The 13,387-nt window shown below is 70.4% G+C and carries 14 protein-coding genes; 1 reads left to right on the top strand and 13 read right to left on the bottom strand.

Features of this window, described 5'->3' with window-relative positions; translation table 11 throughout:
- Nucleotides 1-5 precede the first annotated feature (5 nt).
- The 13 genes from nusB to KA711_00580 form a co-directional block, all read right to left on the bottom strand.
- Nucleotides 6-494: a transcription antitermination factor NusB gene (nusB, locus tag KA711_00640; GenBank protein MCM0607492.1), complete on the bottom strand. Its 489-nt coding sequence runs from the start codon at nt 492-494 to the stop codon at nt 6-8.
- Nucleotides 491-955 (bottom strand): 6,7-dimethyl-8-ribityllumazine synthase, encoded by a 465-nt coding sequence (locus tag KA711_00635; protein MCM0607491.1) that lies wholly within the window; start codon nt 953-955, stop codon nt 491-493. Before KA711_00635 ends, nusB begins: the two co-directional genes overlap by 4 nt.
- A gap of 53 nt (nt 956-1,008) precedes the next feature.
- Nucleotides 1,009-2,106, bottom strand: coding sequence for a 3,4-dihydroxy-2-butanone-4-phosphate synthase (ribB, locus tag KA711_00630; GenBank protein MCM0607490.1), 1,098 nt, complete (start codon nt 2,104-2,106; stop codon nt 1,009-1,011).
- A gap of 9 nt (nt 2,107-2,115) precedes the next feature.
- Complete coding sequence (gene ribD, locus KA711_00625) at nt 2,116-3,228, bottom strand: bifunctional diaminohydroxyphosphoribosylaminopyrimidine deaminase/5-amino-6-(5-phosphoribosylamino)uracil reductase RibD (GenBank protein ID MCM0607489.1); 1,113 nt, start codon at nt 3,226-3,228, stop codon at nt 2,116-2,118.
- A complete protein-coding gene (locus KA711_00620; GenBank protein MCM0607488.1) occupies nt 3,225-4,508 on the bottom strand; it encodes a hypothetical protein in 1,284 nt (427 codons plus the stop codon). Before KA711_00620 ends, ribD begins: the two co-directional genes overlap by 4 nt.
- A 14-nt stretch (nt 4,509-4,522) precedes the next feature.
- A complete protein-coding gene (locus tag KA711_00615; GenBank protein ID MCM0607487.1) occupies nt 4,523-5,839 on the bottom strand; it encodes a hypothetical protein in 1,317 nt (438 codons plus the stop codon).
- Nucleotides 5,840-5,940: 101 nt separating this feature from the next.
- Nucleotides 5,941-6,666, bottom strand: a complete 726-nt coding sequence (locus tag KA711_00610; protein MCM0607486.1) for a prepilin-type N-terminal cleavage/methylation domain-containing protein — start codon at nt 6,664-6,666, stop codon at nt 5,941-5,943.
- Entirely contained in the window at nt 6,654-7,313 is a 660-nt protein-coding gene (locus KA711_00605) for a hypothetical protein (protein MCM0607485.1), read from the bottom strand. The genes KA711_00610 and KA711_00605 overlap by 13 nt, the downstream gene beginning before the upstream one ends.
- Nucleotides 7,298-7,786 (bottom strand): type IV pilin protein, encoded by a 489-nt coding sequence (locus tag KA711_00600; protein MCM0607484.1) that lies wholly within the window; start codon nt 7,784-7,786, stop codon nt 7,298-7,300. The genes KA711_00605 and KA711_00600 overlap by 16 nt, the downstream gene beginning before the upstream one ends.
- Before the next feature lie 106 nt (nt 7,787-7,892).
- A complete protein-coding gene (locus KA711_00595; protein ID MCM0607483.1) occupies nt 7,893-8,429 on the bottom strand; it encodes a GspH/FimT family pseudopilin in 537 nt (178 codons plus the stop codon).
- Nucleotides 8,430-8,572: 143 nt separating this feature from the next.
- On the bottom strand, nt 8,573-9,016 hold the full coding sequence (gene nrdR, locus KA711_00590; protein MCM0607482.1) for a transcriptional regulator NrdR: 444 nt from the start codon (nt 9,014-9,016) through the stop codon (nt 8,573-8,575).
- A 66-nt stretch (nt 9,017-9,082) separates the two neighbouring features.
- The gene (locus KA711_00585; protein ID MCM0607481.1) at nt 9,083-10,333 is read right to left on the bottom strand and encodes a serine hydroxymethyltransferase; all 1,251 of its coding nucleotides are present in this window, start codon (nt 10,331-10,333) and stop codon (nt 9,083-9,085) included.
- A 204-nt stretch (nt 10,334-10,537) separates the two neighbouring features.
- Complete coding sequence (locus KA711_00580) at nt 10,538-11,446, bottom strand: transglycosylase SLT domain-containing protein (protein ID MCM0607480.1); 909 nt, start codon at nt 11,444-11,446, stop codon at nt 10,538-10,540.
- Between the two features lie 248 nt (nt 11,447-11,694).
- Here KA711_00580 and KA711_00575 point away from each other — a divergent pair, with 248 nt between their 5' ends.
- The gene (locus KA711_00575; GenBank protein MCM0607479.1) at nt 11,695-13,254 is read left to right on the top strand and encodes a UbiD family decarboxylase; all 1,560 of its coding nucleotides are present in this window, start codon (nt 11,695-11,697) and stop codon (nt 13,252-13,254) included.
- The last annotated feature ends 133 nt before the right edge of the window (nt 13,255-13,387 follow it).

Raw genomic sequence — 13,387 nt, 5'->3', positions numbered from 1 at the left:
GCGCCTCAAGTGGCCCGGCGCGCGCGGCCGGCGGCGGCCTCTTCGGGGCGCAGTTGGCCGGCGCACTTGTCGAGCACGCCGTTCACATACTTGTGGCCGTCGGTGCCGCCAAAGGCCTTGGCCAGCTCAACCGCCTCGTTGATGGCCACGCGGTAGGGGATCTCGACGCAGCGCGCGAGCTCGAAGCAGCCGATCAGCAGCGCCGCATGCTCCACCGGCGACAGCATCGAGGTCTTGCGGTCGACGTGGCGCGCAAGCAGGGCATCGAGCGTGGCGGCCTCCTCGATGCAGCCGTGCAGCAGCGCGTCGAAGTGGGCGCGGTCGCACTTGTCGAAGTGTTCGAGCTGCGCGACGTGCGCCTCGACCTCCCGGGCCGGGGCGGCGGCCACCAACCACTGATACAGGCCCTGCAGCGCGAACTCGCGCGAGCGGCGCCGCGCCGACCTGGGCGCGGCGCGGCGCGGCGGCGCGGTGGGCGTCTCGGTGCTGCTCACGAGAGGTCTTCCATCAGGTTGGCCATCTCCACGGCCACGCGCGCGGCGTCGCGGCCCTTTTCTTCGGCCCGGGCCCAGGCCTGGGCTTCGTTTTCGACCGTGAGGATGGCGTTGGCCACCGGGATCTGGTGGTCGAGGGCCACGCGCGTGACGCCGGCACCGCTCTCGTTGCACACCAGCTCGAAGTGGTAGGTTTCGCCGCGGATCACGCAACCCAAAGCAATCAGCGCGTCGAAATCGCCGCTGTCGGCCATGGCCTTGAGCACGACCGGGATCTCCAGCGCGCCGGGCACGCTGACGTGGCGGATGTCGGACTCGTCGACCTCGAGCCGCTCGAGCTCGGCCAGGCAGGCCTGGGCGAGCTTGAGCGTGAGCGCGTCATTGAAGCGGGCCCGCACGATGCCGATGCGCAGGCCCTCGCCGGCCAGCTCGGCGGCCTGGCCTTGGTCAGCGCCCTGCATGGTGACGGAGTCCGCGAGGACCGTTGGGGTGGGAGGGGATGTTCATCGGGGGTTCAGGTGCCGGCCGCGACGAAGCCGGTGATCTCCAAGCCGTAGCCGGCCATGCTGGGCATGCGGCGCGGGCTGCCGAGCAGCCGCATGCGGCGCACGCCCAGCTCGCGCAGGATCTGCGCGCCCACCCCGTAAGTGCGAAGGTCCATCTGCGCTTTGGGCGGCGGCGCCGCGGCAGGCTCGCCCACCAGTGCGTACAAGAGCGACCGCGCGTCGGCGCTGGCGTTGAGCAGCACCGCCACGCCGGCTGGCGAGCGCTGCAGCGCCTGCAGCGCCTGCGCCAGCGGCCAGGAGTGACCGCCTCCGCGCGCGTCAAGGAGGTCAAGCGCGGTGAAGGGCTCGTGCACGCGCACCAGCACCTCGTCGGTGGGCGGCCAGCGGCCATGGCGCAGGGCGAGGTGCACGCCGCCGCTCTTGTCGCGGAAGGTCAGGCACTCGAACTCGCCGTGCGGCGTGGCCAGGGTGCGCTCGCCGACGCGCTCGATCAAGGTCTCGTTGCGGCTCCGGTAGCCGATGAGGTCGGCGATGGTGCCGATCTTCAGCCCGTGCTGGCGCGCGAACACCTCCAGGTCGGGCAGGCGCGCCATGGTGCCGTCTTCGTTCATCACCTCGCAGATCACCGCGGCCGGCGACAAGCCGGCCATGGCCGCGAGGTCGCAGCCGGCCTCGGTATGGCCGGCGCGCATGAGCACGCCGCCGTCCTGCGCCTGCAGCGGGAAGATATGGCCGGGCTGCACGAGGTCGGACGGCTTGGCGTCGCGCGCCACGGCCGCCTGCACGGTCCGGGCGCGGTCGGCGGCGCTGATGCCGGTGGTCACGCCAGTGGCGGCCTCGATCGACACCGTGAAGGCCGTGCCGTGCTGGGTGCCGTTGCGCGTGGTCATGGGCGGCAGCTGCAGGCTCTCGCAGCGTTCGCGCGTGAGCGTGAGGCAGATCAGCCCTCGTGCGTGCCGGGCCATGAAGTTGATGGCCTCGGGCGTGACGTGGTCGGCGGCGAGCACGAGGTCGCCTTCGTTTTCGCGGTCTTCCTCGTCGACGAGGACGACCATACGGCCGGCCGCCAGCTCGGCGACCAGCTCCGGGACGGGAGCGATGGGCATGACCGGATTCTAGGCGGCGGGGCGGCGCAGCCGCAGGCGCAGGTCGCCGCCCACGGGCGTGACCTCGTGCCACTGCCAACGGGGCGCGTCGGCCAGGTTCGACGGCGGGGCCAGCCGCGTCAGCGGGTGGCCGCGGCCCAGCAGCACCGGGGCCAGGTAGACCAGAAGCTCGTCCACCAGCCCGGAAGCCAGCCAGGCGCCGCCCAGCGTGGCGCCGGCTTCGATGTGCAGCTCGTTGACACCCCGGGCGGCGAGCGCGGCCAGCAGCGAGGACAGATCGATCCGACCATCGGGCGCCGGCAACGACAGCAGATCCGCGCCGCGCGCAATCAGCGCAGCAGGAGCGGACTCCACCGACGTGGCACCGACAATCAGCAGCGGGCCTGCGGCCTCGAACAAGCGGGCCGATGCGGGCGTTCGCCATCGGGTATCGAGCACCACCCGCAGGGGCTGGCGCGCGGTGGCCACGAGCCGCACGTCCAGCCGCGGGTCGTCGGCCAGGACCGTGCCGATGCCGGTGAGCACCGCGCCGGCGCGGCGGCGGAAGGCATGGCCGTCGGCCCGGGCCTCGGCCCCGGTGATCCACTGGCTGCGACCGTCGTCGAGCGCGGTCACCGCGTCGAGCGAGGCTGCGGCCTTCAGCCGCACCCAGGGCCGCTGGCGCTCGAAGCGGCTGAAGAAACCGATGTTGATCTCGCGGCAGGCGCGGGCGATGTCCTCGTCGGCGGCGTCCACCACCAGTCCGGCGGCGCGCAGGCGCTCGATGCCGGCCCCGGCCACTTGCGGGAAGGGATCGCGCACGCCGACCACCACGCGCGCCAAGCCGCCGGCCACGAGCGCGTCGCAGCAGGGCGGTGTGCGCCCGTGGTGGGCGCAGGGCTCCAGCGTCACCCAGGCCGTGGCGCCCCGGACCATGTGCCCCTGCCCGGCGGCGTCGCGCAGCGCCATCACCTCGGCGTGCGGGCCCCCGGCCTGCTGGGTGGCGCCACGGCCGAGCACGCGGCCGTCGGCATGGCCGATGACACAGCCCACGCGCGGGTTGGGATCGGTCAGGCCGATCACCGACTCGGCCAGCGACAGGGCATCGAGCAAGCGCTGCCGGTCGAGCGCTGGCACGTTCACGGTACGACCCTCGGGTGGTGGTGGGTATTGCTCTGGATCGCCGTCAGAGGGTCTTCAGTCGGACAGCCGTAGACCAGGCTTGCGCCGTCGCCGGCCGGGACCACGAGGAAGTTGCGGTCGCTGTAGGGCTCCATCGCGCGGGAGTAGCGCCAGGGGTGCCGGCTGTTGTGCAGCCAGCTCGCAGTGACCAGCGACATGCCGGCCGGGACCTCGACCTCGCGTCGGTTGACGCTGTCGGGCGTGTAGCGGCAGATGCGGAAGCGCGTGCTGCGCATGTCGGTGGGGGCCGAGGTGTCGAGCGGCGCAGTGGGCGGGCTGTAGACATCCGAGGCGCGGACATCGACCCCCGCTTGAGTGATGAACGGATCCACCGTGCCGGTCCAATCTCCGGTGCTGCTGATGGGCATGGCGCAGTAGTAGAACACCCGCCGCCGGTCCGGCGACTCGGCGACGATGCAGGTCTCCATGCCCCCAGGAGAGGGCTGGGTATAACGAACCACGACTGCGACCTGCATCCCGCTGGGCATGGGATCGGAAGGGGCCTCGGCCGCTGCCCTGGAAGGCGGGCTGCCGAGGGCGAAGCTCAAGCTGCCAGCCACGAGCAGGCGGTTGGCCAGCGTGCAGGCGGTGGCCGGCGGTGGCGGGCAGGTCGCGACAATCAGGCCGGTGTCGTTGTTGAACACCCAACCCAGGCCGGCCCCGCCCGGCGGGTCGAAGCGGCTGCTGCCGGGTTCGCCGGGAACGGCCACCGCGGCGCGCGGAATCAGGGGATGGCGGTTGCCAGGGCGGCCGACCGGCCCGCGGTCGGCCCTCTGTGCCACGACCGCGGCCAGTTCCGGGGGCACGTAGCCGATCTGGCTCGTCAGCAGCACCTCCTGCGGCTCGCCGCGGCGGTCTTGCCAGCGGACGAGCACCCGCACCTCGCGCACCCGCGGCGAACTGGCCGCCTCGGGGACGACGATGGTCTCGCGGCTGAACGGGGTGTTGACCTCAGCCACCAGGAGCATGTCCGGGCCGGTGTCAACGATGTCTTCGAACGCGATCTGTGGCGCTACAGCGCTGGCCGAGCGCAGCACGCTGTAGGCGCGCCAGCTCTCCATCGCGTCCTGCGCCAGGCGTACCGCCTCTGCCCGCTGTCGCGACAGGTCGGCGTTGAAGCGCAGGGTCGACAGCATGCCGACGACGCCCAGCATGCCGAAAGCCATCACCGCCAGCGCCACCAGGGCCTCAATCAGCGAGATGCCGAGCACGACGCGGCGCGCTGCCGAGCGTGGATTCATCGTTCGCGCCGCCATCACATTCGCGGCAGGTCGCGCCAGGAGCCGGGCACGACGACGAAGCTCCCGCCGCGCCCGCGCAGGGCCCGCAGCAACTCGCCGTCGTACTCCATCGCGAAAGCGCCCCCCGTGCCGCTGACATCGCCGTCGACGACGACGGCGCCACGCACCAGGCCCTCGCTGGGGATGGTCCACGCGATGCCCGATGACGGTCGCACGAAAACCAGCCCGTTGATCACGGCTCCAGCTGCGGAGATGTTGAGGTTGCCGCCGTCCACCACCAGGACCACCGGTTCGGTGGCGCTGCCGATGGTGACCGCCGTGCTGATGTTGAGGTCGCCCTGAACGCGTATCGGACGACCCGGGTGGGCCTCTGCGGCGTCGCGCACGGTGTTGCCGCCGCAGCCAACGCCGCAGTCGCCCAGTTGCACCATCGCGGGTTGGTCGAACGCGGTGGTCGGCGAGAGCTTGAAGACCGAGGCGAAGAAGCGGTCCGAGGAGCTGAAGCCGACCGTGCCGGCCAGCGCGGGCAGATCGAGCGCTGCATCGAGCTTCAGCGTCGTGCCCTCGCCGCTGAGGGCGTTGCCGGCCAGGGTGTTCAAGGACAGGCCGGCGCCGATGTGGAGCACGTCGCCTCTGGCATGGACGGTGATGCCGCTGTCGCCAGAGCGCGAGTTGCTGATGGTCAGGCCGGTGGCGCTGACGGTGCCGCGGGCGGTCAGCGTGGCCAGCGGCATCGACATCGATTGTGCGCTCTGGTAGACGGCCACACGGACGAAGGCGCGGCCCTCGTTGACGAGACCGGCGGTCCCGGGGCTGAGGCAGCTGAGATCCAGCCGCGTGCAGGCGACGACGCTCAGGACGAGCGAGCCCGGTCTCGAGGTGGACATGCTGTCCATCCCGAGGTCCGGCTCGAACGAGATCCTGAAGGCAGGCGCCGCGAGCGGGCCGGCCGGGGCGGCCAGCATGGGCACTCCGTTGCGTGGGCACGAGCAGGCCCAGGTGCCGGCGCCGGGATCGAACACGCAGAGCGGTGTCAGCGGCGTCGAAGCACCACCCGGCGGCGTGAAGCTGCGTGCCGTGAGTACGCCGCTGACCGGGTCGATGCCGATGTAGCGCTGCCGGAAGCTCGGGTCGCCCAGGTCGGTACTGGGCAGGCAGGCGTCGTCGATGCGGCCGCTGTTGAGCTGAGCCAGCGCCCACTGCAGCCCTGCTTCGGCCACCTCGAAAGCCTGGGTGGCGCGCAGGTAGTTGGCGCCCGTACGCTGTTCGAAGATGATGTCTCGGCTTGCGTAGGCCGCCACCATGGACACCAGGAAGAACATCACCATCACGACCACAAGCGTGGCCGCGCCACGCTGTCGGCGACGGCGATCGCGCGAATACGTTCGTGCCCCGCACTGCGGGATGAGCGCTTGGGAGCGCCCCAATTCGCTCATGCCGGACATAGCCGCGGCGCCGCGGCATCGTGGAAAGGCAGGTCGTCGTTGCGCAACCTGACGGTGGCCTGGTGGCGGCGCACGATCGCCGGGTTGTGGCGCGACCGAAGGGTGATCGCCAGCGTCAGCGCGCGCACGCCCACCCGGGGCCAGCAGTCTGTGCCGGCGCCGCCGGGGCAGGGGTTCTGGCATGGCACGATCTCGCGCCTGTCGTTTAGCCGCGTCACGCTGAAGGACGTGACCTCCAGCGTATTGCGGTCGGTCAACTCCTGCCAGCTGCCCCCGTGCAGCAGTCTCTCGATCGTGCCGTTGGCGGTGTTGATCCGAAACCCCAGGGACCCGGTGACTTCAACGCCAGTCTCCCGGTAGGCGAAGCTCAGCCCTTGGCTTGCGGAACCGGGCGGCGGCGAGAGCGTCGCGTCACCGGAAAAGGGGTTGGGCGTCGCATCGCCGGTCCCTGACGGATCCCAGATCGACAGTTCGACACGGTTGTTCATGCCGGCACGCCGCAATTCGCGCACGACAATGTCGGCTGTGGCGCGGAGGTCCTGCTGCACCTGGGCCTCCACGATGAGCTGGCGGTTCTCGACGAGCTGGCCGTACACCAGCAAGGTGGCTGCGGCCACCACGATGAGGCCCACCGTGATGCCAACCATCAGTTCGACCAGCGACAGGCCCCGCTGGAGCGGCAAGCCGCCGCGGCGGGGCCTCAAGGCGGACATGGCGTGCCCCCGAGTCTCGAACCTGCCAGGGTCCACAGCTGAGGCCGGCCGATGCTGCTGATGACGACACGAAGGGCCCGCTCGTCGTCGGCGCGCGTCTTGACCACGAACCCCTGAGTCTCCAGCGAGGAGAGCATCGCAGACGACGAGCCCGGGATCGAGCCGATCACGCAGCTTCCCGTCTGTGGGCTGAAGTTGACGATGTCATGCTGCGCATCGGCGACCCGCAGCATCACCCGCAAGCTGTTGGGGACGATGACGGTGCGCAACTCGGAAGTGTCCGCGAACGCGCAGCGCAAGCCCTGGGCGGCGAAGCAGTCGCACTCCTGCGGATTGGCGTCGGGGTCGGGACTCGTGCAGATGACGCAACACGAGGCGCCGGTCGACCCCACCGAGAACTGGAACCTGACGGCCACGTGCCGGTCCCGGCTGATGGACCCGGACCGGGCGTGCTGCAGGTCGGTCACGAGTTGCGCGCGGATGCTGCCCACCCGCTGAGTGACGATGTCCTCGACGAACGACGGTGCCGCCAGACCGATGATCACCACGACCCCCGCGATGACGACCATCAACTCCATAAGAGAAAAGCCGCGGCCGCGACCGCCCCGGACGCAGCTGCCGGACCTCGGCGTCAGCGCGTCCAGCATGCGTTCGTCTCCGAGAAGTCGGCCGGTACCAAGCCGCAACTGGCACAGCCCGCGTAGCTGATCTGTCCGCCGGAAGCCCGGACCGCCAGCCGCCTGCAGTTGCCGTCCTGGGCCTGCGAGGTGCCGCTCACAGCGACAGCGCTGACGGTGTAGGTCGTGGCAATCGTGGAGGGTTCCGTGACCACCGACAGCGTGTAGTAGCCTTTGGGCGTGCTGGTGGTGCTGGTGATGCCCAGCAGCGCCAGCGTGCTTGCATAGCCGGCGTTGTTGCTGCGGTATCGCTCCTGCGCCTGCTGCACCGTGGCCATCGAGTTGAAGGCCTCGGCGCGGCGGCTCTTGCGCAACGAATCAAGATAGCCAGGCAGCGCGATCGTCGCCAGGATCGCAATGATCGCCACGGCGATCATCAGTTCGATCAGCGTAATGCCGCCAAGCTGACGGACCGGTTGCAGCGATGGGGCAAACGCAGGCATGGCTCAATTGTGGGCGGACCGCTGAATCTGGACGGGCGCCACAGGTGCCGTCCGTCGGCGTTGACCGGCCGCTGATCGGCCGCTTCCTCCAGTCGGGGGGTGTCGCTCAGCAGGGTGGGTGACCGGGCACTGCACCCCGCGGCGAGCAGGTGCGGGCGCGGCCCATGATGTTGACGACGTGATGGATGGCCCGGCCATCGGCGAGTTGCAGCCGCAGGGTGCCCGTGGGCGTGACCGTGCCGCGGTCGGCGTCGAACAGCATCGAAGCCGACGATGCGCTGAACGCGAGGCGGCCGCTGCCCGGCAGTACGGCCACGCGCAGGGCCTGGGCATCGCCGCTGCACTGGACCGCGCCGGCAGCGTTGCAGGCACAGCCCCGGGCCGGACCGGTGTGCACCACGTAGCAGCCCTGGGCCGCCACACTGCCCAGGCGTACCGGCAGCCCTTGCGCTGCAGCCAGACTGCGTGCGAGGTGCAGGTCGTTGGCCAGCTGGGCCGAGGCAGCCTGGAGGCTGCGCCGATCGCGTGCGTCTGACCAGCCCGGCAACACGCTGCGGGCCAGGACTGCAACAAGCGCCATCACCACGGTGACTTCGACGAGACTGGCGCCGGCTGCGTGGCGACGCAAACGCGGGTTCGGCATGGTGGCGACTCCATTGAGGCTCCAATGACGGCCACTGTAGGAATCGCCCGTGCAGCCTGCGTCCCCATCGTGCGGGCCCGGGGCGAGGGCCCCCTGGCGGGGGGACCGGCTGCGCCGGGACGCCCAGGCCCGACCCGGGCGGCTCAGATGTCGCGGATCAGCTGCCGGAACTCGTCCACGTCCTCGAACTGCCGGTACACCGACGCAAAACGGACATAGGCCACCTTGTCGATGCGGCGGAGTTCCCGCATCACCAGCTCGCCCAGCCGTGCGCTGGGCGTCTCGCGCGCGCCGCTGGCCAAGAGCTTGTCCTGGATGCGCTCGATGGCGGTGTCGATCTGCTCCACGCTGACCGGGCGCTTGCGCAGCGCCAGGCTCATGCTGGCACGCAGCTTGGCGGGGTCGAAGTCGACGCGCGTACCGTCCTTCTTGACGACCGACGGCATCTGGATGTCGCTGCGCTCGTAGGTGGTGAAGCGCTTCTCGCAGTGCAGGCAGCGCCGCCGCCGCCGCACGACGTCACCCTCGTCGGACTCGCGGGTCTCGACGACCTGCGTGTCCTCGTGGCCACAGAACGGACAACGCACGGCGTCAACCGGCCGCCGACCGGACGCCCCGGGGTCGCGCCGCGACGCCGCCGCAAGCCTTCAGGCTCATCGATACACCGGGAAGTCGCGCGTCAGCGCAGCCACCCGGGCGCGCACGGCGGCGATGTTCGCGGCATCGTGCGGCTTGTCCAGCACGTCGGCGATCAGGTGCGCGGTCTGGCGCGCCTGCTCCTCCTGGAAGCCGCGCGTCGTCATCGCCGGCGTGCCCAGGCGGATGCCGCTGGTGACCATGGGCTTCTGTGGGTCTTTCGGGATGCCGTTCTTGTTGCAGGTCATGTGGGCCTCGCCGAGGATGGCCTCAGCCTCCTTGCCGGTCAGGCCCTTGGGGCGCAGGTCCACCAGCATCACGTGGCTCTCGGTGCGGCCGCTCACGATGCGCAGGCCGCGCTCGATCAGCGTTTCGGCCAGCACGCGCGCGTTGGCCACCACCTGCTGCTGGTAGGCCTTGAAGCCGGGTTGGAGCGCCTCGTGGAAGGCCACGGCCTTGCCGGCAATGACGTGCATCAGCGGCCCGCCCTGGATGCCGGGGAAGATGGCGCTGTTGATCTTCTTCGCGATGGCCTCGTCGTTCATTAGCACGATGCCGCCGCGCGGGCCGCGCAGGCTCTTGTGCGTGGTGCTGGTGACGACGTCGGCGTGCGGCACCGGGTTCGGGTAGACCCCGGCGGCGATCAGCCCCGCGTAATGCGCCATGTCGACCATGAAGAACGCGCCGACGGCCTTGGCCACGCGGGCGAAGCGCTCGAAGTCGATGCGCAGGCTGTAGGCGCTGGCGCCGGCGATGATGAGCTTGGGCCTGTGTTCGTGGGCCAGGCGCTCCATCGCGTCGTAGTCGATGGCTTCGTTCGCATCAAGCCCGTAGCTCACCACCTTGAACCACTTGCCGCTCATGTTGAGTGGCATGCCATGTGTCAGGTGGCCGCCTTCGGCCAGGCTCATGCCCATGATGGTGTCGCCCGGCTGCAGCAGGCCGAAGAACACCGCCTGGTTGGCCTGGCTGCCGGAGTTGGCCTGCACGTTGGCGAAGTCGGCGCCGAAGAGCCGCTTCAGGCGCTCGATGGCCAGCGCCTCGACGACGTCGACGTGCTCGCAGCCGCCGTAGTAGCGCTTGCCGGGGTAGCCCTCGGCGTACTTGTTGGTGAGCTGGCTGCCCTGCGCGGCCATCACGGCCGGGCTGGTGTAGTTCTCGCTCGCGATGAGCTCGATGTGCGCTTCCTGGCGGCGGTTCTCGGCCTGGATGGCGGCCCAGACCTCGGGGTCGACGGCGGCCAGGGTGGAAGTGGAACGTTCGAACATGGCAGTCCTCTTCGGGAAGAAGGGCCGACGGGTGCGCGCCTTCCGGACAGGAGCGCGACACGGCCGAGGGCTGCCCAGGCGCACGGCAAACGCCGACATCGGCGGCGGCCGCCGGCTCGGCCTGCGCTTCCCGGTGGTCGTCCACCTCGGGGCCCCTGGGGCACCTATCGCCAGTCGCGCAGGGCACCAGTGTAGCGCCGGGGATCAGCGGACCAGCGCGACGCGCTCGAGCGCAGGCGTTGTGGCCGACGCCGGCGCGGCTGCTGGCAGCGGCTGCGTTGCAGGCGATCGCGCCGGGTCGCCCAGGGTCTCGCGCGCCGCCGCCGGCGGGCTGCCCGGTGCGTTCACCGACACCGCCTCGCCCTCGGCCACGCCCCGCATCAGGGCCTGTTCGGCCATCACCTTGGCAGCGTAACCGCCGTCGCCATCCAGCAGCGCCGCACCGACGTAGAAGCGCAGGCCCTCGGCCACGGAGCCGGCGCGCGCGATGCACTCGCGCAGCACCTGCACGCCCACGCGCAGGTTGGTGATGGGATCGAACGCCGCGAGCGTGCCGCCAAAGGGCTCGTACTTGTCATCGTGCACGCGCGTCACCACCTGCATCAGGCCCTGCGCACCCATGGGACTCTGGGCAAACGGGTTGAAGCTCGACTCGACGGCCACGATGGCCAGGATCAGCGTCGGGTCCAGCCGGGCGCGCTCGCCCAGGGCCCAGGCTTCCCGCACCAGGGCGCCCACCGGCTCAGGGGCGACCTTGTAGCGCCGGGCAATCCACTGCGTCAGGGCGCGCTGCTCGCGCGCCAGCGCCGCCGGGTCGAGCGCTGTGGCCCGAGCCACGGCCTCGGGGTCCCCCAGGCTGGTGAGGATGTTGCCGCCGGCCAGTTCGCGCGCTTCATGGCGATCCTGGAGCCAGCGCAAGGTGGTCTGCTCCATTTCGTGCCGCAGGTCGGGCCGGCCGACGCCGAAGGCCACCACCACCAGCGCCACCAGGCCGACCACGGCCAGTGTGTTGTGGCTGACCGCCAGCAGGCCGTGGCCAACGTCGCCAGCAAACACGGCCGTCGATCGTTTCGTCGTGCGCCAAGCCTGGCACAGCATCTCATCGGCTTGCATCGTCGTCACTCTCCGGTCTTGCCGCAGGGTTGGTCAGCGGCGGGCGGCGGACGCGGTCAGCGTGCTGCCCATAATGAACTGGCCCAGGGGCCCGAAGGGGCGCACCGGGCTCCCCTGCGACCGCTCGGGTCTCCAAGGGCAGCGAGCAGGGCTGCGGGAAAACCCGGTGGATCGAAATCGGCGCCGACTCTAGCAAGCGCTAAATACCTGGTCAAGCATATGAAAGTCAATCAAAAGACACCCAAGGAATGAAGTACGCCGACCTCCGGGACTTCATGTCCCAGCTCGAAGCGATGGGCGAGTTGCGCAGGCTCGACGAACCGGTGTCTCCGAAGCTCGAACTCACGGCCATCGGCGACAAGCTCCTTCGGTCTGCCGGCCCGGCACTGCTGTGCACGGCCCCTGTCGGCTACACCATCCCGTGCCTGATCAATCTGTTCGGCACGCCTCGGCGCGTGGCGCTGGGCATGGGCGCGGCCGAGGTGTCGGAACTGCGCGACGTGGGCACCCTGCTGGCCAGCCTGAAGGAGCCCGAGCCGCCCAAGGGCCTGAAGGACGCCGGCAAACTGCTGCACATGGCCAAGGCGCTGTGGGACATGAAGCCGGCCGTTGTGAAGCGCGCCGCCTGCCAGACGGTGGTCATCGAACACGACGAGCTCGACCTCGGCCGCCTGCCGGTGCAGACCTGCTGGCCCGGCGACGCCGGCCCGCTCATCACCTGGGGCCTGGTGGTGACGCGCGGTCCGCAGGGCGTGCCGCAGCCGCGGCTGCGTCAGAACCTGGGCATCTACCGGCAGCAGGTCATCGGCCGCCGCGAGGTGATCATGCGCTGGCTGGCCCACCGTGGCGGGGCGCTGGACTTCCGCGAGTTCGCGCGGGCCAACCCGGGCCAGCCGTTTCCGATCGCGGTGGCCCTGGGCGCCGACCCGGCCACCATCCTGGGCGCCGTGACGCCGGTGCCCGACACGCTGTCGGAGTACCAGTTCGCCGGCCTGCTGCGCGGTGGCCGCACCGAGGTGGTGGACAGCGGCGTTGGAGAGGGCGAGCGCCGGCTGCAGGTGCCGGCCAGCGCCGAGATCGTGCTCGAGGGCCACATCCCGCCCGCCGAGCCCGGCTTCACGGGCGAAAGCGAGCGCGGCGTGAAGCTCAAGGAGATCGGCGGCTACCTGCACGCGCTGGAGGGCCCGTTTGGCGACCACACGGGCTACTACAACGAGCAGGACTGGTTCCCGGTGTTCCGCCTGTCGCGCCTCACGCACCGGCGCGAGCCGGTCTATCACTCCACCTACACCGGCAAGCCGCCCGACGAACCCGCCGTGCTGGGCGTGGCGCTCAACGAGGTGTTCGTGCCCATCTTGCGCAAGCAGTTCCCGGAGATCGTCGACTTCTACCTGCCGCCCGAGGGCTGCAGCTACCGGATGGCGATCATCTCCATCCGCAAGGCCTACCCGGGCCACGCCAAGCGGGTGATGTTCGGGCTGTGGAGCTTTCTGCGGCAGTTCATGTACACGAAGTTCATCGTCGTGACCGATGACGACGTCGACATCCGCAACTGGCAGGACGTGATCTGGGCCCTGACCACGCGCATGGACCCGGTGCGCGACACCACACTGGTGGAGCACACGCCCATCGACTACCTCGACTTCGCCTCGCCCGTCAGCGGCCTGGGCGGCAAGATGGGGCTGGACGCCACCAACAAGTGGCCCGGCGAGACCGCGCGCGAGTGGGGCCGCACGATCACGATGGACGCGGCGGTGAGTGCGCGTGCCGAGGCGCTGGTCGAGGCGCTGATGCGCAGCCGTGAATGAGCGAGCGGCCTGCCCGCGTCTGATCGGGCGGCACGGACTGCGCAGGCCGCTGGTCCAACCCGGGCGGCTTCGATAATCGGGCCGTGCCCTGCATCTGCGGTGGCGGGTGACAACAAGACAGGGAGCGCCCGTG

This window comes from Ideonella sp. WA131b, from assembly GCA_023657425.1.
Lineage (GTDB): Bacteria > Pseudomonadota > Gammaproteobacteria > Burkholderiales > Burkholderiaceae_C > Rubrivivax.
This window is presented reverse-complemented; position numbering and strand designations above follow the sequence as displayed.